Source organism: Amycolatopsis sp. NPDC104819 (genome assembly GCF_055583145.1).
The window spans coordinates 70,335-93,103 of sequence record NZ_JBVJON010000019.1; the positions used below are offsets into that span (position 1 = coordinate 70,335).

A 22,769-nucleotide genomic window follows, 5' to 3' on the forward strand; every position below is an offset into this window, starting at 1 on the left:
ATGTTCGTGCAGGTTGTGGCCGTTTCCGGTCGATGATTCCCATCGTGGTCAGCCTTGCTTGACGCTAGTTTCGTAACACTGTTACGGTAGCGGTGTCGAAAGGGGCGGTCATGACGACGATCGAAGGCGCGGCGGGGCTGGCGAGCCGCGTGAGGCCGGTGGTGCAGGTGCTGGGCGGCCGGTTCATGACGTCGCCGGAGCTCGCGGCGGTCGAGGCGGAGGCCGGGCTGCCGGCGCGTTCGCTGTACGTGCGGGGGCGCTCGGCGGTGCTCGGCGACGTCCCGCCGAAGGTGGCCGCGGAGCTGTTCGGGATCTTCCCGCACTGGCTGTTCGAGTTCGTCTTGCCGCCCGCAACGGCGGCCCTCGACGCACCCGCCGCCGTCGCTGCCTACACGGAGTCATCGGCCCGGTGGTCGCGCGTCCACCTTTCGGCCGTACCGGAGTCCGGCCGTCTGGCGGACCTGCTGTTCCGGGTAGTCGACACCGCGGACGCGAGCGGGCTGGCGCTCTTCGCCGGCTGGAAGAACGCCGAACGCCCCGAGGGCGACGCCGAACGGCTCGGGTTCGCGCTGATGGTCTTCCGCGAGCTGCGCGGCGGCCTGCACTTCGCGGCGTTGCGGGCGCTGGGGCTGTCCGTGCCGGAGGCGGTGGTCGCGGACCCGGAGGGCGGCCGCGCGCGGCTCCTGCGCACGGCGTGGCCGGCGGAGGCGGCCGACGAGCTGATCGCGTCGGCGGCGCGCAAGCCGGACCTGCTCGACCGGTGGCTGCGGGCCGAGGCGCTGACCGACGAGCGCGTCGGCGAGCTGCTGGCCGCGGCGCTGACGGAGGCGGAGCAGACCGAGCTGGCGCGCCGGGTGGCGGACTTGGCGGCGTTTGCGCAGGTCCCCGGGGTGCCGGGGGCTTAAGGAACCCCCGGTGCAAAGCGGTGGTGGCGTGCCCTATGCTTGTAATCGCTCCCGGGGGGACCTGAGAGCGCGGTCGGTCGGTCACCCGAAACCGGCCGGGCTCCCATCGTCCAGCGGCCTAGGACTCCGCCCTTTCAAGGCGGCAACGCGGGTTCGAATCCCGTTGGGAGTACGCAGTACAGTAGTTCAAGCAAGGCCCTGTGGCGCAGTTGGTTAGCGCGTCGCCCTGTCACGGCGAAGGTCGCGGGTTCGAGTCCCGTCAGGGTCGCAAGATCGTTCGGCTCCTTGCCGGCGTTCCCGGCCAGGTAGCTCAGTTGGTACGAGCGTCCGCCTGAAAAGCGGAAGGTCGCCGGTTCGACCCCGGCCCTGGCCACCGCTACGAAAACCACCCCGATCCCTCGGGGTGGTTTTTTCGTGTACCGGGCAGGATTCCCCGCGTGAACCCTTGGGACGCCGAAGCCGAGACCTTCGATGACCAACCCGACCACGGCCTGCGCGACCCGCGGGTGCGCGCGGCGTGGACGGACCTCCTCCTCCCGCTGATGCCCCCGGAACCGGCGGCGATCGTCGACCTCGGGTGTGGGACCGGGAGCCTCTCCGTTCTGCTCGCCCAGGCCGGCCATGACGTCTGCGGCATCGACCTCTCCGCCGCGATGCTCGACGTCGCCCGCCGGAAAGCCGAGGCGGCCGGGGTTCGTCTTGAACTCCGGCGGGGTGATGCCGCCGATCCGGCCGGTTCCTACGACGTTGTCCTCGCGCGGCATGTCCTGTGGGCCCTGCCCGATCCCGCCGCGGCCCTCGGGCGCTGGCTGGGGATGCTCAAGCCGGGCGGCCGGCTGGTCCTCGTCGAAGGCCGGTGGTTCACCGGGGCCGGGATCTCCGCCGCGGAGTGCGAGCGGCTCGTCCGGGAAAGGCGGGAAGAGGCGACGGTCTCGCTGCTGGACGATCCGGCGTTGTGGGGCCGGCCGATCGAGGACGAGCGATATCTGCTGGTCAGCCGCCGCTGATACGCGAGAACCCCGGCGATCGGACGCTGGGGGCACTAGGCCGAACGAGTGAAGCCGAAATCCCCGTGTCCGGAAGTCCGGACGGGCTCCGACCACCGGGTGAAAGGCAGCCCAACCAGGGCCGCCACCCACCCCAAGGGGACCGACATGCGCTACCTCCTCACCCTCCACATGAACCCCACCCTCTGGGCCACCCTCACCGACGACCAGAAGAACGGCGTCTACGCCGGCCACGGCGACTTCACCAAGCTGATCACCGAGTCCGGCGAGATGGTCGAGACCAAGGCGCTCGCCGAGCCCGGTGAGTCGAAGACCGTCCAGGTCAAAAACGGCGTGCCGCAGGCCAAGGACGGCGTCTACGTCGAGGCGGAGTCCTTCTTCTGCGGCTACTACGTCGTCGACGTCGAGAGCGAGGAACGCGCCGTCGAGCTGGCCGGGAAGATCCCCGACGCGCAGTACACCGCCGTCGAGGTGCGGAAGGTCGTGCACGAAGGTTGACCTCGATCTTGGTCGAGGTTGCATCCTCGATCCATGAGCGCTGAATGGGCCATCGAAGCCGTTGACCTCGACGCCTACCTCGAACGGGTCGGGCTGGAGCGACGACCGCCGTCGGTGGCGGCCCTCGAAGACCTCGTGCGGGCGCATGTCCGCGCCATCCCGTTCGAGAACGTCGACGTTGTTTTCCAGCAGCACCAAGGGATTTCGCTCGACGTCGTGAACGCCAAGCTCGTCGGGCGGCGGCGGGGCGGCTACTGCTACGAACAGAGTGGCCTCTTCGCCGCCGTCCTCGAGCGGCTCGGGTACCCCGTGCACCGGCTCGCCGCTCGGGTGCAGCCGCGGCGGCCGGGGCCCTACACGCACATGACACTGGTCGTCGACGTTGCCGGGCAACAGTTTCTGGCCGACGTCGGGTTCGGCGCCGGGATCCTCGCGCCCATGCCGTTGATCGACGGCCACGAGGTCGACCAGGCCGGCTGGCCGCACCGGCTGCGGCACCGGGACGGCTGGTGGACGCTGCAGAAGGGCGACGAAGACCTGCTCGAGTTCCGGCTCACCGAGATGCACCCCATCGACTACGAGGTCTACCACCACTACACCTCGACCCACCCGAAGTCGCCGTTCACCGGACGGCTGGTGATCATGACGCTCGAACCCGGGATCAGCCGCAAGCTGCTCGGCCGCGAGCTGACCGTCGAAAAGCCCGACGGCACCAGCGAAACCACGGAAATCGCGCCGGACGAGCTCGACACCACCCTCAAGGACTTCGGCATCGAGCTGACCGCCGACGAGCTCGCCCGGCTGAAAGAGCTCTACTGACTTCCGAACAGCTCGTCCGCCGGGACCGGGTGGCCGAGGTGGTAACCCTGCGCCTGGTCACAGCCGAGCGCCCGCAGCAGCTCGAGCTGCTCCGCGGACTCGACCCCCTCGGCGATCACCGTCAGGTCGACGGCGTGGGCCATCGCGATGATGCTCGTGACGATCGCCTCCGCGTCCCGTGACTCGGCGATGCCGGTGATGAACGAGCGGTCGATCTTGAGCGTGTCCAGCGTCAGCCGCCGCAGCTGGGCGAGGGACGAATAGCCGGTGCCGAAGTCGTCGATCGCCAGCAGCACCCCCAGCGACCGCAGGGACGCCAGCACTTCCGCGGCCGCCTCCTGGTCGCGCATCAACGCGCTTTCGGTGACCTCCAGGCAGAGCGCGCCGGCCGGCAGCCCGGTGCTCGCGAGCGCGTCCTGGACCGCGGGCACCAGGTGCGGGTCGTCGAGCTGCCGCGTCGACAGGTTGACTTTCAACGTCAGGTCCAGGCCCTGGCCGGTGCGCCGCGCGGCGAGCTCGCGGGTGGTCGCGCGCAGCATCGCCTTGCCGATCACGTTGATCAGGTCGCTCTCCTCGGCGAGCGGGATGAACTCCGCGGGCGAGATCGCGCCGTGCCGGGGGTGCGTCCAGCGCAGCAGCGCCTCGACCGCGACCATCTCGCCGGTCCGCAGGTCGACGACCGGCTGGTAGGCGGGCCAGAGCTGGCCGTCCTGCACCGCGTCGCGCAGGTCCTGCTCCATCCGCAGCCGCCGCTGCATCCGCTCGCGCAGGCCGACGTCGAAGAAGTGGTGCCGGCCCCGGCCGAGCGTCTTCGCCTGGTACATCGCGACGTCCGCGTCCCGCAGCAGGTCCTCGGCGCTGCGCCGGTCCGCCTCGCCGACGAGCACCACGCCGATGCTGGCGTCGAGGTGCAGCTGCCGCCCGAGCACGCCGATCGGCTCGGCCAGCGCGGCCCGCAGGTGCTCGGCCAGCGCGCGGACCTCGCCGGGCTCGGTGACCTCACCGGTGACCACGACGAACTCGTCGCCGCCGAGCCGCCCGACCAGGTCGTCACGCCCGGAGCAGCGGCGCAGCCGCTCGCCGACGATCCGCAGCACCTGGTCGCCGACCGAGTGCCCGAGCGAGTCGTTGATGACCTTGAACTTGTCCAGGTCGAGGAACAACACCGTGACGGCGCCGCGCTCGCGGACGGCGAGCCGATCGAGCACCAGAGTCCGGTTCGCCAGCCGCGTCAGCGGGTCGTGGGTGGCGTCGTGGGCCAGCTGCGCGCTGATCGCGCGGGTCTCGGTGATGTCGGTGAACGACGTGACGACGGCCAGCGCCGCCGGGTCGTCGGGGTTGAGCAGCCGCGACGTCAGCGAGACCCAGACGTCGCGGCCGTCGGGCCGGCGCAGGCGCACGACCAGGCCGTTGTGCGAGACGCCGGTCCGCCGCGTCTGCACCGACGGCGTCTCGTCCGGTGGGATCCAGTGCCCGGACTCGGTGAACAGCACCAGCGTGTGGCACGGGACGCCGATCAGCTCGGCTTCGGTGACGCCGAGGATCCGGCACGCCGCCGGGTTCGCCGCCTCGATGAGCCCGCCCGGGCCCATCACCAGCACGCCTTCGTCGAGAGACGCGACGACCGTGCGGTAGTTCTGTTCGGCGCGCCGGCGCGCGGTTTCGTCGGCGCAGACGAGCACGTAACCGTCGTTCATCTCAGCTGCCGAAACGCGGACCGCCAGGGGCGCGCCGTCACGCCGCCGGTGCACCGCCTCCACGACCCCGCCGCCGCGCCGGATGGCCGGCAGGTCCAGCGGCGCGCCGACCAGCTCGCTCGCGCGCCGTCCGACGGCTTCGGCCGCGGTCCAGCCGTACACCGCCTCGGCGGCCGGGTTCCAGCTGGTCACGACCCCTTCGCCGGTGGTCGCCACCAGGGCGTCACTGACGTGTGACACCAGCGCGGCCTGGTAGCGCAGCGCGTCGGCCGCCGCCTTCTTCGCGGTGATGTCCCGCATGACGACCTGGAAGGCGTGCGGCTTGCCGAGGCGCACCAGGACCGTCTCCACGGCGAACTTGCTCCCGTCGAGCCGGGACATCAGCGCTTCGACGGGCTCACTCGCCTGACCCGCGACGGCCAGCTGCGCGAGTTTCTCCACCAGCATGGCGCGAGCGTCCTCGGCGACGAAGTCGCTGAACCGGCGTCCGACGACTTCAGCGGCGGAGCGCGCCGCGAACGCTTCGAGGGCCGCGCGGTTGGCGTAGGTGAGGACGCCGTCTTCGTGGACGCAGATCGCGTCGGGACTCAACTCGACCAGTTCGGCGAGCGAGTCGGCCTCCATGAGCGTCCATCCCCCATGCTCCTCGGCTGTGGCCCGTCGATTACACCACCGACTCCGGCTTGTGCATACCCGCCGGAATCCGGGCCCGGCCTGCGGATGGGCCGCGCAGCCGCGGCCCCCAGAACAGCAGCCCGAAGTGCGCGGCGAAGGCGTGTCCGAGCAGCGTGACGACCGAGTCGAGGCCGGTCGGGTCGTCGCCGAGCCAGATCACCACGATGAACGCCTCCAGCACGGCCAGTGCCGCCAGCCGCGCCCGGCCGCGAAGCAGGAAGACGAGCGCGCCGGCCGTGGTGAAGAAGCCGTAGCTGACGCCGATGTCGAGCCAGTGCCCGGCCGAGCTCGGCAGGACGTGCGTGCTGATCAGCGCCATGACCGGCAGCTCGGTGACGAGCGTGGCCAGCACGTGCCCGGAGAAGAACACGGTGGCCGCGCGGCGGGCGCCGAACCGGCGTTCCAGCGGGGCGACGGCGATCGCGAAGATCACGACGTAGGCGAGCCAGCCTTCGTCCGAGAGCCAGATCGCGCTGGTCAGCAGCGAGGTGAGCGGCCGCCGCCAGAGGTTGTGGGCGTCGGTGCTCGACAGCCGCAGCAGCCGGTCGGTCAACGCCGGGTCGGCGAACCGGAGCAGCAGCGTGGTGCCGAGGAGGAGGACGAGGTACCCGAAGGTGAAGGGGGTCGCCTTCGGGTTCGGGACGAAGCGCGCCCACCGCCGGACGACCGCTGTCCGCGGGACCGGCCGGGCGGCTTTCAGCAGCATGGACCGAGCCTCGCTGGTCATGCTGGGAGTATCACGAAAGCCAGCTGTGAAAACGCTGTGGATTGTCACTCACGGTCAGATTCGACGTTACGTGACGAATTTTTGCCCCTACCTCACCCGTTCGGGTGCTTTGTGCGGTAAAAATACGGCCACGATGTCGGCCGAAAGGCCTTTCGGGAAGGTCTTTCGGGGTGAACGACGAGGTATCGGTCGCCGAGCTGCTCGTCCGCGAGGGCTGGGGCGACCGCGACGCACCGGCTCAGTCGCGGTGGCGCGTGCTCGCGGTGATGCTCGCCGTGGTGATGGGCTGCGGCGCCGCCGCGGTGCTGGTCGCCTTCGGCGGTGGCAAGGAAAGCCAGGACGCGTCCCCCGTCGACCAGATCCAGGTCATCCCCTTCCCGCAGCGCACCACCGGCCTCGGCGGCGCGGACCAGGCCACCGACTCCCCGCCGGAGGGCGGCACCGGCGGCGGCGACGTCGTCCCCGGCGTCGGCGTGCCCCGGGAGACCGTCACCGAGGTGCCGGGCACCGACCCGGCCACCGAGAGCAGTGCCGGCACCACGACGCCGACCACCACGCCCACCAGCGGCGCCCCGGGCAGCTCGACCCCGTCGACCACGACCCCGCCGGGCGGGCAGCACCCCACCACGACCCCGCCGCCGCCGAAGCCGACGTGCCTGCTGATCATCTGCTGGTGATCAGGCCAGCTTCTCCGCGAGGTCGCTGAAGTCCGACGTGTTCCAGCGCTCGGGCCGCATCACGATCGCGATGTTGCTCCCGTGGGTGTCGTCGGTCGCGTCCGTGTAGGCCTCGCTGACACCCGGCGGCAGGTAGCGGGCCGCCATCTCGTGCCGCTCCGCCTTGGTCATCGGCCACGTCTTCACCACCGGACCTTCGACCGAGACGTACTTGTAGACGCCGTCCTGCTGCTGGACGCACAGCGCGAACCGGCCGGCCTCCTCGATCAGCCGGGTCTTCCGCAGCCCGGGCGACGTCATGACGACGACATCGCCGCCCGGCTCGTAGCGGTACCAGATCGGCGTGGTCAGCGGTGCTCGGCCGGCTTCGGCCGTCACGCTGAGGACGCCCACCTGCGGCTGGGCGAGGAACGCCTCACGCTCGTCCCGGGTCATCTTGCGCGCCATCTCGAGTCTCCTTAAAGCCATCCGATTTGCCTTAACAGTAGCGGCCCTCGGTCGGCAAAAGCAAGCACGTTTGCTTTAAGATGGCGTCATGACCCGACCTGGCGGCCGCAGCGCCCGTGTCCGCGACGCGGTGCACGACGCCGTCGTCGAGCTGCTCGCCATCGGCGAGATCAACGCGGCGATCCCGAAGATCGCCGAGCGGGCGGGCGTGAACCCGACGAGCGTCTACCGGCGCTGGGGCAGCCGCGAGCAGCTGCTGCTCGACGCCGCCGTGACGCGCCTGCGCGCGACGTCGCCGATCCCGGACACCGGCACGCTGCGGGGTGACCTGCTCGGCTGGGCCGAGGGCGTCGAACACGCGATGTGCGACCCGCGCGGCCAGATCCTGCTGCGCGCGCTAGTCGCCACGCTGGGGCCGGAGAAGCAACCGGTCGAGTACCTCAAGGCACGCGGCGCAGACCTGCAGGCGACACTCGACAAGGCCGCCGCCCGCGGCGAGGACGTGCCGACGGTCGACGAAATCCTCGACTTCGTGCTGGCCCCGCTCTACCTGCGGGTGCTGTTCCGGCGCCCGGTCGAGCCGGGCACCGGCGGCAAGCTCGTCGAACGGCTGCTCACGGCGCTTCGAGCAGATCCGGCTCCGCGCGCCGGCCGAGGTGGTTGAACAGCAGGTTCAGCACGAACGCCAGCACCGCCGCCACCGTGATCGAGCTGCCGCAGATCGTCTGCAGCCACGCGGGGAAGTGCTGGAAGAAGTCCGGTGCGAACGCCGGCAGCAGCCCGACGCCGAGCGCCACCGCGACGATGAAGGTGTTGTGGTTGCCCGAAAACTCCACCGTGCGGAGGTTCTGCGCGCCCACCACGGCGACCATCGCGAACATCACCACCGCGACCCCGCCGACCACCGGCTGGGGGATGGCCGCGATGAACGCGCCGATCTTCGGCACGAGCCCCATCAGCACCAGGATCCCGCCGGTCACCGCGACCACCCAGCGGCTGCGCACCCCGGTCATCCGCACCAGCCCGACGTTCTGCGCGAACGCCGTGTCGGGAAAGGAGTTCATCACGCCGCCGAGCACGGCCGAGAAGCCGTCGGTGGCCAGGCCGCGCGCGAGGTCGGAGTCCGTCGGCGGCCGTCCGGTGATCTCGCCGACGGCGATCATGTCGGCGGTCGACTCGGTGAACGTCACCAGCATGACCACGCACATCGACAGGATCGCCGCGACCGGGAACGTCGGCGCGCCGAAGTGGAACGGCGCCGCGAGCCCGAACCAGCTCGCCGCGCCGAGGCCGTCCCAGTGCACGAGCCCCAGCGGGATCGCGGCCACCAGGCCGATCGCGAGCGCGAGCAGCGGCCCGATCTGGTTGGCGAACCCGCGCAGCACCCGCGTGAACAGCACCAGCAGGGCGAGGACGCCGAACGCGAGCAGGATGTGCGACGGCGCCGCGTAGTCCGCCGCATCGGGGTCGTTGCCCGCGATCAGGCCCGCGCCCGGGCCGAGCAGCGAGACGCCGATGACCAGCAGCAGCGTCCCGGTGACCAGCGGCGGGAAGAACCGGATCAGCTTCGCGAACGGCTTCGCGATGAGCAGCCCGAACACACCGGAGGCGATCATCGCGCCGTAGACCGCGGACAGGCCGTACTGCGAGGCGATCAGGATCATCGGGTTGACCACGGTGAACGTCGCGCCCGCGACCACCGGCAGCCGGATCCCGAGGATCTTGCCGATGCCGATCGCCTGGATCATCGTGGCGATGCCCGCGACGAACAGGTCGGCGTTGACCAGCAGCCCGACCGTCGCCGCGTCCAGCTTCAGCGCGCTGCCGACGATCAGCGGCACCGCGACCGCGCCGGCGTACATGATCGACATGTGCTGCAGGCCGAGCAGCACGAGCCGCCCGGCGGGCAGGCCCTGGTCGACGGGGTGCACCGCGGGTTCCGTCATGATCAAGCCCCTTCCTCGCGGCACAGCCAACGCCTCGCGCGTGACGGTAGCAAGTCCCGGCGGTCATGATCTTGTTTCCGGGTGCGGCGGAACGGCCCGCGATGTGTGACCATCGGTGCATGACTTCGGGCGGTACTTCCCAGGTGGGCCCGCCGTTTCGCGCCGATCACGTCGGGAGCCTCCTGCGGCCCCCGGTGCTGCGTGACGCGCGACGGCGGCACGAAAGCGGCGAGATCGGCGCGGAGCAGCTGCGCGCCGTCGAGGACGACGCGATCCGCGACGTGATCAAGATGCAGCGCGCGGCCGGGCTGAGCTCGGCGACCGACGGCGAGTTCCGGCGCGCGTCGTGGCACATGGACTTCATCTACGCGCTCGGCGGGGTGTCGAAGAGCGACGAGCGGCTGCACGTCAAGTTCCACAACCTCGCCGGCGACCTCGAGTTCAGCCCGCCGGGGCTGCAGGTCGACGGCAAGGTGCGGCTCGACGAGCCGGTCTTCGCCGACCACTTCCTGTTCCTCCAGTCCCATGTGGACGAAGGCGTGACGCCGAAGCTGACCGTCCCGTCACCGAACATGGTCTACTACCGCGGCGGCCGGGCGGCGGTGAGCGAAAGCGTTTACCCGGACCTCGAGGAGTTCTTCGCCGACCTCAGCGCGGCGTACTCCGCGCAGGTTTCCGCCGTGCACGGGCTCGGCTGCCGGTACCTGCAGCTCGACGACACGAGCCTCGCCTACCTCAACGACCCGGCGCAGCGCGAGCTCGTCGAGCGGATGGGCGGCGACCCGGACACCCAGCACCTGCGCAACATCGCGACGATGAACGCGGCGCTCGCCGAGCGTCCCGAGGACCTCACGGTGACGACCCACCTGTGCCGCGGCAACTTCCGGTCGTCGTGGGTCGCTTCCGGGAGCTACGAGTTCGTCGCGGAGGCGCTGTTCGGCGAGCTCGCCGTCGATGGGTTCTTCCTGGAGTTCGACGACGAACGCTCCGGCGGCTTCGAGCCGCTGCGGTTCGTGCCGAAGGACAAGAAGGTCGTCCTCGGCCTGGTCACGACCAAACGGCCGGAGCTGGAGGACCCCGACGTCCTGGTGCGGCGGATCGAAGAGGCGTCGCGGTACGTCGACGTCGACCAGCTCTGCCTGTCGCCGCAGTGCGGGTTCTCCTCGACCGAGGAGGGCAACGACCTGACCGCGGACGAGCAGCTGCGGAAGCTGGAGCTGATCGTCGAGACCGCCGACCGCGTCTGGGGCGGCCGGTGATCACGTGCGTCGTCGACTACGTCATCGACCCCGCGAAGATCGCCGACTTCGAACGCTTCGCCGCCGCGTGGATGCGGCTGGTGCAGCGGGAAGGCGGTGTCCACCACGGCTACTTCTTGCCGGCCGAGGGGGCGAGTGACGAAGCCCGCGCGTTGTTCAGCTTCGAAAGCCTGGCCGCGTACGAGCGCTACCGGACGCTGTTCGGCGTCGACCCCGACTTCATCGAGGCCGACAAGATCCGCGACGAGAGCGGCTGCGTGGTGCGGTACCGGCGGTCGTTCATGCGGCCGCTGCTGCCGGACGACGAAGACTGACGTGCGGCACAGCGCGCGGCGGCCGCCGTCGGTCGTGGACCGGGTCCTCGACCTGCTGGGCGCGTTCACGGCCGAGCGGCCGCGGCTGACGCTCTCGGAGCTCAGCCGCCGCGTCGGGCTGCCGCTGTCGACCACGCACCGGCTCGCGGGCGAGCTCACCAAGCGCGGTGCGCTCGTCCGCGACGCCGCCGGCGCCTACCGCGTCGGCCTGTGGCTGTGGGAAGTCGCTTCGCTCGCCCCGCACGGCGCGGAGCTGCGAGAGAGCGCGATGCCGTTCCTGGAGGACCTTTACGAGGCCACGCACCAGAACGTCCAGCTCGCGGTCCTCGATGGGCCCGAGGTGGTCTACGTCGAGCGCATCTCCGGCCGCGGCGCGGTCAACGTCCTGACGCGGGTGGGCGGCCGGCTGCCCGCGCACGCGACCGGCGTCGGCCAGGTGCTGCTCGCGCACGCGCCGGTCGACGTCCAGGAAGCGGTCCTCGAGGGCCCGCTGAAGACGTTCACGCTGAAGACGATCGGTTCGCCGGAGCAGCTGCGCCGGGTGCTGGCCGACGTCCGCCGCAACGGTTACGCGGTCAGCGACGGCCAGATCGAGCTGATCGCCCTTTCGGTGGCGGCTCCGGTCTACGACGCCACCGACGAAGTGGCGGCGGCGATCTCGGTGGTCGTCCCGGCCGAAGGGACGGACCCGCGGACGCTGGTCCCGGCGGTGCGCGCGGCCGCGCGGGGGATCTCGCGCGTGCTCGGGGCGCCGCGGGCCCTGCGGACGAGCGGCGAACCCCACTGATCAACTCCTCGACGAGCCGAGCGGGTTGTGGTCGGATGAGGTCATGGGTGAAGAGACCACCGTTCTGATCGTCGGCTCGGGGCAGAGTGGGTTCCAGGCCGCGGCTTCGCTGCGGGACCGGGGCTTCGCGGGCCGCGTGGTGCTGGCCGGGGACGAACGCGGCGTGCCCTACCAGCGGCCGCCGCTGTCGAAGGCCTACCTGGCCGGGACGGCCGGGCTCGAGCAGCTGCACCTGCGTGGTGAGGACTTCTTCGCCGAGAAGGACATCGAGCTCGTCGCGGGCCGGGTCGCTTCGATCGACCGCGAGGCTTCGCGGGCGCGGCTCGAGGACGGCGCCGAGCTGGCGTACGACCACCTGGTCCTGGCCACCGGCGCGCGCAACCGGACGCTGCCCGTGCCCGGCGCGGACCTGCCGGGCGTGCTGACCCTGCGCACGCGCGACGACGCCGACCGGCTCCGCGCGTCGCTCGCCGAGGCGAAGGACGTCGTGGTGGTGGGCGGCGGGTTCATCGGCCTGGAGTTCGCGTCGCACGCCGGCCGTCCGGTGACGGTCGTCGAGGCGCAGGACCGGCTGCTCAACCGCGTCGCGACGCCGGAGATCTCGGCCTTCTTCGCCGCGCTGCACCGCAACGCCGGGCACACGGTACTGCTCGGCCAGGGCGTCTCGGCGCTGCACGGCGACTCGCACGTGCGCGAAGTCGAGCTGTCCGACGGCACCCGGCTGCCCGCCGACCTGGTCGTGGTCGCCGTCGGCGTGGTCCCGGAGACGACGCTCGCCGCCGCGGCCGGGCTGCCGGTCGACAACGGCGTGGTGGTCGACGAACACCTGCGCACGGCGGACGAAAAGATCTTCGCCATCGGCGACTGCGCGAACTTCCCGTGTGTCCAGGCGGGCGCCGCGACCCGGCTGGAGTCCGTGCAGAACGCCGTCGACCAGGCTCGCTGTGTCGCCGCGGCGATCACCGGCACGCCCGAGCCGTACGCGAGCCTGCCGTGGTTCTGGACCGACCAGGCGGGCGCGAAGCTGCAGATCGCCGGGATCCTGGCCGACGCCGACCGCACGGTGGTCGCGGGTGACCGCGAGGCGGGCAAGTTCTCGGTGCTGTCCTTCCGCGACGACGTCCTCATCGCGGTCGAGTCGGTGAACCGCCCGGCCGACCACATCGCGGCCCGGCGCCTGTTCACCGCCGACCCGCACCCGCGGTACGCGGACCTCGAAGCGAGCGAGTTCAACCTCAAGGGACACCTAGCGTCAACTCGCAGTTGACGACTGGAGATCGTCAACCTACAGTTGACGCATGACCTTACCGACCACCATCAAGCTCGACGACCTCATCAACGCCATCAAGGGCAACAACGACCACGACGCGCTGGCCCAGCTGTCCGACGCGGTCTACGTGGGCCAGCACCTCGGCGAAGTCGCCGACCACCTGATCGGCCACTTCGTCGACCAGGCCCGGCGGTCGGGCGCGTCCTGGACCGAGATCGGCGCCAGCATGGGCGTCACGAAACAGGCCGCCCAGAAGCGGTTCGTGCCCAAGGTGGACCCCGGCGGCGACCCGTCCGGATCGATCGAACGCGTCTACGGCCGCTACACCGACCGCGCGCGGCACGTCGTCGTGGCGGCCCAGAAGGCCGCGGTCGAGCACGGCAGCCCGGAGATCGACAGCCTGCACGTCGTGCTGGGCCTGCTGACCGAGCCCGCGGCGCTCGCCGCCGGGGCGATCGTGGCCCAGGGGGTCACGCTCGAAGCGGTGCGGGAGGCTGCCGAAGCGCGGCTGCCGGAGCGGGCCGACCCCGCGCCGAACCCGGTGCCGTTCTCCGCCGGCGGCAAGAAGACCCTCGAACTCACCATGCGCGAGGGCCTGCGGCTCGGGCACAACTACATCGGCACCGAGCACATGCTCCTGGCGCTGCTGGAGCAGGGCGAAGGCGCGGGCTTCGAGGTGCTCGACGGCCTGGGCGTCAAGAAGGACAAGGCCGAGGCGAAGATCCAGGAGGTGCTGGCGGAGATCCTCGCCGCCCGCGGGCAGTGAGACTCCTGCTGGTTGCCGCGCTCCTCGCGGTGGTGCTGGTGACGCTGCTCTGATCGGGAGGGACCAGGGGGTCTTCCCGATCAGAGCAGCACCGGCTCAGGCTTCGGACTCCGGGCGGCCGTCCTCGGCCCAGGCCGTGTGGAACGAGCCGTCGCGGTCGACGCGCCGGTAGGTGTGGGCGCCGAAGAAGTCCCGCTGACCCTGGACGAGCGCGGCCGGCAGCCGGTCCGCGCGGAGGCCGTCGTAGTACGCCAGCGCCGTCGAGAAGCCCGGCGTCGGAATGCCGAGCTGGACGGCCGTCGAGATCACCGAACGCCACGAGTCCTGCGCGTCCTCGACCGCCTTGCGGAAGCCGCCCGAGGTCAGCAGCGTCGGCAGCTGCGGCTCGTCGGCGTAGGCCGCGGTGATGTCGTTGAGGAACTTCGCGCGGATGATGCAGCCGCCGCGCCAGATCGAGGCGACCTTGCCGAGGTCGATGTCCCAGCCGTACTCGGTCGCGCCGGCCTGGATCTGGTTGAAGCCCTGCGCGTACGCGACGACCTTCGACGCGTACAGCGCCTGCTCGACGTCGTCGGCGAAGCGCTCCAGCGAGGAGCCCGTCAGCGGCGACGCCGAAGGACCGCCGAGGCCGCGGGCCGCCGCGCGCAGCGAAGTCGACCCGGACAGCGAACGCGCGAAGACGGCTTCGGCGATGCCCGAGATCGGGACCCCGAGGTCGAGGCCGATCTGCACGGTCCAGCGGCCGGTGCCCTTCTGCTCGGCGGCGTCCGCGACGACGTCGACGAACGGCTTGCCGGACGCCTGGTCGACGTGCGCGAGCACGTCGGCGGTGATCTCGATCAGGTACGAGTCCAGCCGGCCGGTGTTCCAGGTCCGGAACACCGCCGCGATCTCGGCGGGGGAGTAGCCGCCCGCGTGCCGCAGCAGGTCGAACGACTCCGCGATCAGCTGCATGTCGGCGTACTCGATGCCGTTGTGCACCATCTTGACGAAGTGCCCGGCGCCGTCCGCGCCGATGTGCGTGCAGCACGGCTCGCCGTCGACCTTCGCCGAGATGTCCTCGAACAGCGGGCCGAGGGACTCGTACGACTCCTTCGAGCCGCCGGGCATGATGCTCGGCCCGTGCAGCGCGCCCTCCTCACCGCCGGAGACACCGCTGCCGACGAAGTGCAGCCCACGCTCGCGCAGCGCCTTCTCACGACGGCGCGTGTCGGCGAAGTGCGCGTTGCCGGCGTCGATGATCACGTCGCCCTCTTCGAGCAGCGGCGCGAACTCCTCGATGACGGCGTCCGTCGGCCCGCCCGCCTTGACCATGATCACGACCTGCCGGGGCCGCTCCAGCGCGTCGACGAACGCCTGCGCCGAGTACGCCGGGATGAAGTCGCCCTCGTCGCCGAACTGCTCCACCAGCGCGCGGGTCCGCTCCTCGGACCGGTTGTGCAGGGCCACCGTGTGGCCGTGCCGCGCGAGGTTCCGGGCCAGGTTGCGGCCCATGACCGCCAGGCCGGTGACCCCGATGCTCGCCTTCTTGCTCATCCGCATCCTTCCGAAGACTCTCTCGATTCAGACCCTAGTCCGATCGACGCCTCATGGAAGGCCACGGAGGAGCAGCTCACTCAGTTCAGGAGAAGCAGCGGATCGGGCCCTTGTTTAACGCCACCATGTCCGTGACCGCGGCGGCGAGGTCGATCGGCGCGCCCCACTCGGCGCCGTCCAGCTCGGCGTACGCGCGGTGCAGGTTGCCGGGCAGCCGCTCCTGCTCGGAAAGCGCCTCGAACGGACCCAGGTCCGTCTCCTTCGCCAGCTCCAGCGGCGACAGCCCGGCGGCCTTCCCGCGCTTCGCCGTCTCCTGGAGGAACTTCAGGTACGCGTCGACCGTGTCGACCACCGACAGGTCACAAGGACCGCCGTGACCAGGCAAGATCACCTCGGGTGACAGCTCCCGGATCACGTCGAGCCCGGCGCGCCAGCCGGCGACCGAGCCCATCAGCGCGAACGGGCTGCCGCCGTTGAACACCAGGTCACCGGCATAGAGGACGCGCTCCTCCGGCAGCCAGACCAGGACGTCGTTGGTCGTGTGGGCCGCGTGGCCGGGGTGGATCAGCTCGATCGTGACGTCGCCGGCGTGGACGGTCAGCCGGTCGTCGAACACGACCTCGGGCGGGCGCGACCGCAGCTCGCCCCAGTCGCTGCCGGTGAAGATGCCCTCGAACGTCTGGATGCCTTCGGCGACCATCAGCTCGCGGGTCTTGCGGTGGCCGATGACCGTGGCGCCCTCGACCAGGTAGTTGCCGTTGGTGTGGTCACCGTGGTGGTGGGTGTTCACCAGCGTGGTCACCGGGCTGCCGGTGGCGCCTTCGACGGCCGCCAGCAGCGCCCGCGTGCGGCGCTCGGTGGAGCAGGTGTCGATCAGCACGGTGTGGTCACCGGCGTCGACGACCCCGCAGTTGTTGATGTACCAGGAGCCGTCCGGCTGGACGTACCCGTGGACCCGGTCGGCCAGCCGGGTGACGGCGGCGGCGGAGGGCGAGCGATCGGTCACGCGCACCACTATGCCCCAGACCGCTGCCCGCCGGTTGGGCGAAAGGTCACGAATCCGCTGGTCCAGGCGAGTGAAGACACAGGTGACTGGCATTCCGCGTCATTTCCTGGAACGCTGCGCGATGTCATCATCGAGATCCGCAAGGTCAAGCACTAGCCTGGGTGGGTTCGATAGTTCGCGCGCGACGGCGACCGGGAGGCCGCCGTCGCTTGGTAGTGGTCCGGGAGAGCAGGGCGATGGCCAGCACCGTCACCTCGCGCCGGAAGCAGCTCGGAAACGAGCTCCGGCATGCCCGCACCGCGGCGCGGATGACACAGCAGCAGGTCGCCGAGGTTCTCGGCTGCACCCAGGGCAAGGTCAACAAGATCGAGTCCGGTGCCGTCGGGGTGAAGCTCGGGGATGTGCGATCGATGCTGAACGCGTTCGGGATCAACGGCGAAGAAGCCGACACGCTGATGAACCTGGCGCGGGCCGCCGCCGGGCAACGCGGCCACTGGTCGGGCTACCGCTCGGTGGTGCCGCACTGGTTCCGCACCTTCACGGACCTGGAGCCCGCGGCCGCGGAGATCCTCACCTGGCACGGTGAGCGCATCCCCGGCCCGCTGCAGTCCGAGCACTACATGCTCAAGCAGTTCACCGAGTTCGGCGCCACCGACGTGACGTCGCTGGTGCGCAACCGGCTCGACCGCAAGGCGGTGTTCGAGCAGCAGCAGCCGCCGTACTACCGGTTCATCATCAGCGAGGGCGCGCTGCGCCGCGCCCCGGGCGGCTACGCGCCCGCGGTGATGCTGGACCAGGTCGAGCACCTGCTCTCGCTCGAACGGCACCCGCGGGTCTACGTGCACGTGCTGCCCTTCGGCGCGCGCCTGGCCGCGGTGCCCAACGACTTCACGATCATGCGGTTCCCGGACCGCACCCGGGACTTCGTCTACATCGAGCACTCGGCCGGCGGGCTGTACCTCGACGACGTTAAGGACTTCAACATCTTCGTCGACTCGTGGGACAGGCTGCGTGGGGCCGCGCTGGAGCGCCAGGAGACCCGGCAGTTCCTCAAGGAGCTCGCGGAGGGTTACCGCGGCCAGATGCAGCAGCTCCAATAGGGCGAACGGCGGTGTGAAGGGTCCCGGGTGGTGAACAACTGTCGGTAGAGTGGGCCTGTTGCGCCCCTGTCCACCGGAAGTGCCGCCCGAAGGGGACATCGTGGACCCCGACTTCCTCCCCGAGGCCGTGGACCTCGACCGGCCGAACGTGGCGAGGATCTACGACTGGGCGCTCGGCGGCACCGCGAACTGGGCCGTCGACCGGCAGTACGGCGAGCAGGCCCTGGAGGTCTTCCCGCTCGCCAAGACCCTCGCGCGGGCCAACCGCGCCTTCCTCGGCCGGGCCGTCCGCTACTGCGTTTCGCTCGGCATCACGCAGTTCCTCGACCTCGGCTCCGGCATCCCGACCGCGGGCAACGTCCACGAGGTCGCCGACGACCACAGCGACGACAGCCGCTGCGTCTACGTCGACAACGAGCCGGTGGCCGTCGCGCACGGGCGGATCCTGCTCGACGAGGAAGGCGATCCCGAGCGGCACGCCGTGCTGCACGCCGACCTGCGGGACGCCGTCGAAGTCTGGGAAGCCGCCCTGGCCAGCGGCGTGCTCGACCCGGACCGGCCGATCTGCCTGCTCGGCGTGGCGGTGCTGCACTTCCTGCCGGACGTCACCGGTGTGCGCGAAGCGATCCGCGACTACCGGACGCTGCTCGCGCCGGGCTCGGCGTTCGTGCTCTCGCACGCGACCGAATCCGGCGTCTCGGGTGACGAGCTGGCGCAGTGCCGGCGGCTGGTCAAGTTGTCCGAACGGTCGAGCTCACCCGCGGTGTGCCGGTCGCTCGACGAGATCGCCGCGTTCTTCGGTAACTTCGACGTCGTCGAGCCCGGGATCGTGCCTGTGGGAGAGTGGCGCCCCGAGCCCGGCGCCGCCACGGTCCCCCTCGCGAGCGTGGTCGGCGGTGTCGGCCGCAAGCCTGGAGGAATGGCATGACCACGCAGGACCCCGAAGCCCCGGAAGGCGTCGACCTCGAACGGCCGAACGCCGCCCGCATCTACGACTGGTTCCTCGGCGGCGACGCCAACTGGGCCATCGACCGCCAGTTCGGCGAACAGGCGGTCAAGACCTTCCCGATGATCAAGACCGTCGCCCGCGTCGGCCGGGACTTCCTCGGCCGCGGCGTCCGCTACCTGGCGCGCAACGGCATCGACCAGTTCCTCGACCTCGGCTCCGGCGTCCCGACCGTCGGCAACGTGCACGAGGTCGCGGCCGAGGTGAACCCGAACGCCCGCTGCGTCTACGTCGACAACGAGCCGGTCGCGGTGGCGCACTCGCAGGTGCTGCTGGAGAAGGAGGGTGTCGCCGACCGGCACGCGGTGCTGCAGGGCGACCTGCGCGACCCGGCCGACATCTGGAAGCGCGCGCTCGACACCGGCGTCCTCGACCCGAACCGGCCGATCGGGCTGATCATCGTGGGCGTGCTCTACTTCCTCGGCGAGGACGAGCCGGTGGCCCAGACCATCCAGAAGTACCTGTCGCTGCTGCCGTCCGGCTCGTACTTCCTGTCCTCGCACCTGACCACCGAGGGTCTCGACGCGCTGGCCGACCACGACAGCCGCGCGTCGATCGTGGAGCAGTACAAGAAGTCGAGCACCCCGCTGCACCTGCGCAGCAAGGCGGAGTTCACGTCGTTCTTCGAGGGCCTGGAGCTCGTCGAGCCGGGCATCGTGTACCTGCCGGAGTGGCACCCGGAGGAGATCGAGTCGCGGGCCACGAAGAAGCTCGCGAACGACCCGTCGTTCGTCGGTCACATCTGCGGCCTCGGCCGCAAACCGTGACAGCGGCCGCCTACGACGCCCTCGCCGTCCGGTACGCCGAGTTCTCCCTCGAGTTCTGGGACGCGTCGGCGCTGGACCGCGCGGCCTGGGCGGCGTTCGCGGACAGCGTCCGCGGCGCCGGGCCGGTGGCCGACCTCGGCTGCGGGCCCGGCCACGTCACGGCGCACCTGCGCGACCTCGGCCTGGACGTGTTCGGCGTCGACCTCACCCCGGCGATGGTCGAGCTGGCCCGCGAGCACGCGCCGGACCTGCGTTTCGACGTCGGTTCGATGGCCGCGCTGGACATCCCCGACGCGTCCCTGGCGGGCATCCTGACCTGGTACTCGATGATCCACACCCCGCCGGCGGAGATTCCGGGCTACTTCGCGGAGTTCACCCGGACGTTGGCCCCCGGCGGTCACGTTCTGTTGGGGTGCTTCGAATCCGAGGGCGACGTGGTGACGCCGTTCGACCACGCGGTCACGACGGCGTACCGCTGGCCGCTGGACGAGCTGGTGCGGCTGGCGGGTGCGGCGGGACTGGCCGAGGTGGGGCGGATCCACCGCGAGCCGGGTGAGAAGGAGCGCTTCGGCCACGGCGCCCTTCTGCTGCGGAAACCGTAGCCGCACAACGGCGAGAGCCCCGGTCCCATCAGGGAACCGGGGCTCTTCTGTGGTGGTGCGGGCGGTTCGGGTCTAGGCGCGCGAGCCGACGCGGCCGCGCAGGAGCGGGCTCAGGTCGATCGCGGTTTCCAGCGGCCGGCTGGTGCGGAAGCCGTCGGAGTGCCGCTGGTGCGGGAGGTCCTGGTCGGCCGCCCACGTCGTCGTCTTGCGCAGCGGCGCCTGGATCAGGCTGAAACCGAAGCGGTTGCGCAGCTCGTGCGCGATCCCCTTGCGGCCACGGTGTTCTTCCTCTTCACGGCGGAAAAGCGAGTTCAGCCGGACGGCCATCGTCTACACCCCCAGCTCTCGTCGCGGTGACCGGGCGCGTTCGCCGCCGGTCAGTCCGAGACAGGGTTCGCACGGCATGCCGGCCCCGGGGGCCAGCCATTCCACGTCGGCGCGGGAAAGCGCTTCCCCGCACTTGGTTCGGACCAACGTTGAGTCGCTGCGTGCGGAGTCCAGCCCGAAGACGTGGACCACTCGGCGGGCTTCGCCTGCGGTTCCCTTGGCGAGCCTGCCCACGACCAGCACGCTCGGTGGCGCGCTGTCCTCGACGATCACGCTGTTCCTCCCCCATGAGGTCCTGCGGTGGGTGGGTTGACCGGTCTCCGGGACGTGTCCGGCGACGGTCCGAAACCGCCCGTCGCATGCAGGCAGTCGTTCACCGACGCCGGTGCCCCGGCCGATGCGATTAATCCTACTCCTGGAATAATCTTCATGTCGAGGCCGGAGCTAGTTGATCACCCGCTTGGCCCTGCGCAGTACTCCATTGAGACACTGAGTAGCCGGGAGCGGGTACCTTCGACCCAGTCGCGGCCGCGCCCCCCATCGAGCCACGGAGGTACGACCCATGGCGGATTATCCGTCGTTCGCGGATTACGATCCGAGCACGGCCGTGTCCCTGTTCGAAGAGGCGTCCTGGGAGAAGTCGTTCGCCAGCGAGCCCAACGGCGGCAGCTGCGTCGAGGTCAACCTGGGCCGCGAAGGCCTGATCGGCGTCCGCGACACCAAGCTCGCGACCAGCCCCGTCTTCGTGTTCGACACCGCCGAGTGGGAAGCGTTCCTGATCGCCGTCAAGGCGGGGCAGTTCGACCTGCCCGCCTGATCCCTCCCCCGCGGAGGTGATCATGATCACCCACTCGTGTACAAGAATGGCGAAGGCCCCCTTCCCCTCTGGGGAGAAGGAGGCCTTCGCGCCGGCGTGAGTACGCCTGCACGCCGATTGTGAGTGAAATCTCACCCGATTGCCGGAAGCTCCCCGCCGCGCAGCCGCCCGCGGGTCCGGCGCCAGGCCAGCACGATCAGCACCACCAGCCCGATCAACGGCAGGGTGCTGATCGCCCAGCTGAAGCCCATCGGCGGCCCGGGCTGTTCCAGCACCGGCAGCCCGCGCAGGTCGCCGGTGCCGGACCCCGCCGGGCCGGTGACGGCGAAGCGGAACGTCCATTCCCCCGGCCGGGGCATCGACCGGACGTCGAGCCCCCACACCTCCCGCTTGCGCGGGTGGCGGACCAGCGGCTGCGTGCGGTTCTTGCCCCCTTCCGGGTTGATCATCGTGAGCGTCCCCGACTTGTCCTCGATCCCGCCGTCGGGGATGAAGGTGAAGTCCAGTGACTGCTGGGCCTTCAGCGGCCAGGTGCTGAACCCGATCGTCATCCCGTACGGCCCGGCCTGCACGTGCTCGGTGTGCACGATGTTCACCGGCTCGTAGGCGTTCGCCGGCGCCGCCGTGGCGAACAGCAGCCCCGCCACGGCGGACAGCGCCAAAAGTGCCTTACGCATCAGCGGTTTCCCCCTTCTTCGCGGGCGCCAGCAGGCAGAGCATCCCGCCGAACCGCCACCCGGCGAACCCGCCGAGCAGCCCCAGCGCCGCGCTGAGCACGGCGGTCGTGGCCAGGTACCAGACCGGCGGCACGTGCGCGCCGGTGTAGAGCAGGGACCGCTGCACCGGCAGGCTCAGGCCGATCAGCAGCCCGGCGATCCCGCCCACGGCCACGGAAACACGCCCCGCGCGCCACCCGCGCCGCCGGCCGAGCAGGTACCCCAGCTCCATCAGCGCGGCCACCGGCAGCAGCACCATCGGTGTCAGCGCGGGCATCTCCGGCACCCCGGAGATCGCGTCGCGCATCGGCAGCCCGACGAGGTCGGCGTAGGTCTGCGCCGCCCACGGCGAAAACCACCAGAAGAGCGCCTGGACGGCCGCGACCATCGCCGCGACGCCGAGCGCGCCGCCCGGGCGGCGCACGAACCCGGCGCCGACCGCGACCAGCAGCACCGCCATCATCGAGCAGCCGATCGAGACGGCGTCGGCGTAGTCGTCCGGCACTTGCTGCAGGCCGAGCGCCAGCACCGGCCCGAACGTGAGCAGCACGGTCAACGACGCCAGCGTGCCGATCCGGCCCCAGCGGTGCTCGCGAGCCGCGGCGAACACCGCGGTGGTGCCGATCAGCGACACCGTGATCGACAGCAGCAGCCCGATGTGCGGCGGCGAGTCGATGACCGCGTCGAAGCCGTAGAGTCCGTGCCACCACTGGTCCCACAGGCCGTACAGCAGGAATGTCGCGGCGCCGACCCCCGACACCAGATAACCCAGCGGGGCCGCGAAAGTCCGGCCGAAGACGTTGACCACCCGGCCGCCGACCCGCGGGTCGACCGGACGGCCCGCGCGCCGCGCCGCCGTCGTCAGCAGCACGACGGCGAGGCTCGCCAGGCCGACGACCGCGCTGCCCGAATACAGGAACAGGTGCGGCAGCGTGAAGAACGTGTCGGGCCCGACGTCACTGTGCCACTGGATGTCCCAGGTCAGCCCGACCAGTGACAGCAGTGACCCCCCGAGCACGACGTTCGCGGGCAGCAAGCCCGTCCGCGCCGGTTTCGCCACCGACGTGGTGCGCACGCCGGATGCGGTGAGATCCATTT

The 22,769-nt window shown here is 70.7% G+C and carries 25 protein-coding genes and 3 tRNA genes; 19 read left to right on the forward strand and 9 right to left on the reverse strand.

Going from position 1 to position 22,769, the window contains the following annotated elements; translation table 11 throughout:
* Window positions 1-110: 110 nt before the first annotated feature.
* From ACZ63E_RS41560 to ACZ63E_RS41590, 7 genes are all read left to right on the forward strand, one after another.
* The gene (locus ACZ63E_RS41560) at window positions 111-905 is read left to right on the forward strand and encodes an SCO6745 family protein (protein WP_465341821.1); all 795 of its coding nucleotides are present in this window, start codon (window positions 111-113) and stop codon (window positions 903-905) included.
* 99 nt (window positions 906-1,004) lie between these two features.
* Window positions 1,005-1,077 (forward strand) — tRNA-Glu (locus tag ACZ63E_RS41565).
* 22 nt (window positions 1,078-1,099) lie between these two features.
* Window positions 1,100-1,173: transfer RNA gene (locus ACZ63E_RS41570), tRNA-Asp, on the forward strand.
* 31 nt (window positions 1,174-1,204) lie between these two features.
* A tRNA-Phe gene (locus tag ACZ63E_RS41575) sits at window positions 1,205-1,278 on the forward strand.
* 64 nt (window positions 1,279-1,342) lie between these two features.
* Window positions 1,343-1,912, forward strand: coding sequence for a class I SAM-dependent methyltransferase (locus ACZ63E_RS41580; protein ID WP_465341822.1), 570 nt, complete (start codon window positions 1,343-1,345; stop codon window positions 1,910-1,912).
* Window positions 1,913-2,059: 147 nt separating this feature from the next.
* On the forward strand, window positions 2,060-2,410 hold the full coding sequence (locus ACZ63E_RS41585) for a YciI family protein (RefSeq protein WP_465341824.1): 351 nt from the start codon (window positions 2,060-2,062) through the stop codon (window positions 2,408-2,410).
* Window positions 2,411-2,443: 33 nt separating this feature from the next.
* The gene (locus tag ACZ63E_RS41590; RefSeq protein WP_465341825.1) at window positions 2,444-3,229 is read left to right on the forward strand and encodes an arylamine N-acetyltransferase family protein; all 786 of its coding nucleotides are present in this window, start codon (window positions 2,444-2,446) and stop codon (window positions 3,227-3,229) included.
* Here ACZ63E_RS41590 and ACZ63E_RS41595 read toward each other — a convergent pair.
* Together ACZ63E_RS41595 and ACZ63E_RS41600 are read right to left on the reverse strand one after the other, a co-directional pair.
* Complete coding sequence (locus ACZ63E_RS41595; RefSeq protein ID WP_465341826.1) at window positions 3,223-5,550, reverse strand: sensor domain-containing protein; 2,328 nt, start codon at window positions 5,548-5,550, stop codon at window positions 3,223-3,225. The two genes, ACZ63E_RS41590 and ACZ63E_RS41595, sit on opposite strands and share 7 nt — an antisense overlap.
* A gap of 40 nt (window positions 5,551-5,590) precedes the next feature.
* The gene (locus ACZ63E_RS41600; protein WP_465341827.1) at window positions 5,591-6,328 is read right to left on the reverse strand and encodes a rhomboid-like protein; all 738 of its coding nucleotides are present in this window, start codon (window positions 6,326-6,328) and stop codon (window positions 5,591-5,593) included.
* 170 nt (window positions 6,329-6,498) lie between these two features.
* Between ACZ63E_RS41600 and ACZ63E_RS41605 the strand changes: the two genes are divergently transcribed.
* The gene (locus ACZ63E_RS41605) at window positions 6,499-7,005 is read left to right on the forward strand and encodes a hypothetical protein (protein ID WP_465341828.1); all 507 of its coding nucleotides are present in this window, start codon (window positions 6,499-6,501) and stop codon (window positions 7,003-7,005) included.
* Here the strand turns inward: ACZ63E_RS41605 and ACZ63E_RS41610 are convergent, their stop codons facing one another.
* The gene (locus ACZ63E_RS41610; RefSeq protein WP_465341829.1) at window positions 7,006-7,452 is read right to left on the reverse strand and encodes a pyridoxamine 5'-phosphate oxidase family protein; all 447 of its coding nucleotides are present in this window, start codon (window positions 7,450-7,452) and stop codon (window positions 7,006-7,008) included.
* An 88-nt stretch (window positions 7,453-7,540) separates the two neighbouring features.
* Between ACZ63E_RS41610 and ACZ63E_RS41615 the strand changes: the two genes are divergently transcribed.
* Complete coding sequence (locus ACZ63E_RS41615) at window positions 7,541-8,116, forward strand: TetR/AcrR family transcriptional regulator (RefSeq protein ID WP_465341831.1); 576 nt, start codon at window positions 7,541-7,543, stop codon at window positions 8,114-8,116.
* On the opposite strand, the gene ACZ63E_RS41620 is transcribed toward ACZ63E_RS41615, so the two are convergent.
* On the reverse strand, window positions 8,067-9,398 hold the full coding sequence (locus tag ACZ63E_RS41620; protein ID WP_465341832.1) for a nucleobase:cation symporter-2 family protein: 1,332 nt from the start codon (window positions 9,396-9,398) through the stop codon (window positions 8,067-8,069). The genes ACZ63E_RS41615 and ACZ63E_RS41620 overlap by 50 nt on opposite strands.
* Window positions 9,399-9,517: 119 nt before the next feature.
* On the opposite strand from ACZ63E_RS41620, the gene ACZ63E_RS41625 reads away from it, so the two are divergent.
* From ACZ63E_RS41625 to ACZ63E_RS41645, 5 genes are read left to right on the forward strand one after another with little or no spacing between them, the layout of a single operon-like run.
* The gene (locus ACZ63E_RS41625; protein ID WP_465341833.1) at window positions 9,518-10,657 is read left to right on the forward strand and encodes a 5-methyltetrahydropteroyltriglutamate--homocysteine S-methyltransferase; all 1,140 of its coding nucleotides are present in this window, start codon (window positions 9,518-9,520) and stop codon (window positions 10,655-10,657) included.
* Window positions 10,654-10,971 (forward strand): NIPSNAP family protein, encoded by a 318-nt coding sequence (locus tag ACZ63E_RS41630; protein WP_465313767.1) that lies wholly within the window; start codon window positions 10,654-10,656, stop codon window positions 10,969-10,971. The genes ACZ63E_RS41625 and ACZ63E_RS41630 overlap by 4 nt, the downstream gene beginning before the upstream one ends.
* Window position 10,972: 1 nt before the next feature.
* On the forward strand, window positions 10,973-11,758 hold the full coding sequence (locus tag ACZ63E_RS41635) for an IclR family transcriptional regulator (protein WP_465341834.1): 786 nt from the start codon (window positions 10,973-10,975) through the stop codon (window positions 11,756-11,758).
* Window positions 11,759-11,801: 43 nt separating this feature from the next.
* Window positions 11,802-13,025, forward strand: a complete 1,224-nt coding sequence (locus ACZ63E_RS41640) for an NAD(P)/FAD-dependent oxidoreductase (RefSeq protein ID WP_465341835.1) — start codon at window positions 11,802-11,804, stop codon at window positions 13,023-13,025.
* A 31-nt stretch (window positions 13,026-13,056) separates the two neighbouring features.
* The gene (locus ACZ63E_RS41645) at window positions 13,057-13,794 is read left to right on the forward strand and encodes a Clp protease N-terminal domain-containing protein (RefSeq protein WP_465341836.1); all 738 of its coding nucleotides are present in this window, start codon (window positions 13,057-13,059) and stop codon (window positions 13,792-13,794) included.
* Window positions 13,795-13,890: 96 nt separating this feature from the next.
* On the opposite strand, the gene gndA is transcribed toward ACZ63E_RS41645, so the two are convergent.
* Window positions 13,891-15,330 (reverse strand): NADP-dependent phosphogluconate dehydrogenase, encoded by a 1,440-nt coding sequence (gndA, locus tag ACZ63E_RS41650; protein ID WP_465341837.1) that lies wholly within the window; start codon window positions 15,328-15,330, stop codon window positions 13,891-13,893.
* An 85-nt stretch (window positions 15,331-15,415) separates the two neighbouring features.
* Window positions 15,416-16,336, reverse strand: coding sequence for an MBL fold metallo-hydrolase (locus ACZ63E_RS41655; protein ID WP_465341838.1), 921 nt, complete (start codon window positions 16,334-16,336; stop codon window positions 15,416-15,418).
* A 236-nt stretch (window positions 16,337-16,572) separates the two neighbouring features.
* Between ACZ63E_RS41655 and ACZ63E_RS41660 the strand changes: the two genes are divergently transcribed.
* The 4 genes from ACZ63E_RS41660 (at window position 16,573) to ACZ63E_RS41675 (ending at window position 19,811) form a co-directional block, all read left to right on the forward strand.
* Window positions 16,573-17,436, forward strand: a complete 864-nt coding sequence (locus ACZ63E_RS41660; RefSeq protein WP_285482102.1) for a helix-turn-helix domain-containing protein — start codon at window positions 16,573-16,575, stop codon at window positions 17,434-17,436.
* A 100-nt stretch (window positions 17,437-17,536) separates the two neighbouring features.
* Window positions 17,537-18,364, forward strand: coding sequence for an SAM-dependent methyltransferase (locus tag ACZ63E_RS41665; protein ID WP_465341840.1), 828 nt, complete (start codon window positions 17,537-17,539; stop codon window positions 18,362-18,364).
* Window positions 18,361-19,209, forward strand: a complete 849-nt coding sequence (locus ACZ63E_RS41670; RefSeq protein WP_465341841.1) for an SAM-dependent methyltransferase — start codon at window positions 18,361-18,363, stop codon at window positions 19,207-19,209. The genes ACZ63E_RS41665 and ACZ63E_RS41670 overlap by 4 nt, the downstream gene beginning before the upstream one ends.
* Window positions 19,206-19,811 (forward strand): class I SAM-dependent DNA methyltransferase, encoded by a 606-nt coding sequence (locus ACZ63E_RS41675; RefSeq protein ID WP_465341842.1) that lies wholly within the window; start codon window positions 19,206-19,208, stop codon window positions 19,809-19,811. The genes ACZ63E_RS41670 and ACZ63E_RS41675 overlap by 4 nt, the downstream gene beginning before the upstream one ends.
* A gap of 72 nt (window positions 19,812-19,883) precedes the next feature.
* Here ACZ63E_RS41675 and ACZ63E_RS41680 read toward each other — a convergent pair whose 3' ends face one another.
* A complete protein-coding gene (locus tag ACZ63E_RS41680) occupies window positions 19,884-20,138 on the reverse strand; it encodes a hypothetical protein (RefSeq protein WP_465313776.1) in 255 nt (84 codons plus the stop codon).
* A gap of 562 nt (window positions 20,139-20,700) precedes the next feature.
* Between ACZ63E_RS41680 and ACZ63E_RS41685 the strand changes: the two genes are divergently transcribed.
* Entirely contained in the window at window positions 20,701-20,955 is a 255-nt protein-coding gene (locus tag ACZ63E_RS41685) for a DUF397 domain-containing protein (protein WP_465341843.1), read from the forward strand.
* A 131-nt stretch (window positions 20,956-21,086) separates the two neighbouring features.
* Here the strand turns inward: ACZ63E_RS41685 and ACZ63E_RS41690 are convergent, their stop codons facing one another.
* On the reverse strand, window positions 21,087-21,632 hold the full coding sequence (locus ACZ63E_RS41690; RefSeq protein ID WP_465341844.1) for a hypothetical protein: 546 nt from the start codon (window positions 21,630-21,632) through the stop codon (window positions 21,087-21,089).
* Complete coding sequence (locus ACZ63E_RS41695; protein ID WP_465341845.1) at window positions 21,625-22,767, reverse strand: hypothetical protein; 1,143 nt, start codon at window positions 22,765-22,767, stop codon at window positions 21,625-21,627. The genes ACZ63E_RS41690 and ACZ63E_RS41695 overlap by 8 nt, the downstream gene beginning before the upstream one ends.
* Between the last annotated feature and the right edge of the window lie 2 nt (window positions 22,768-22,769).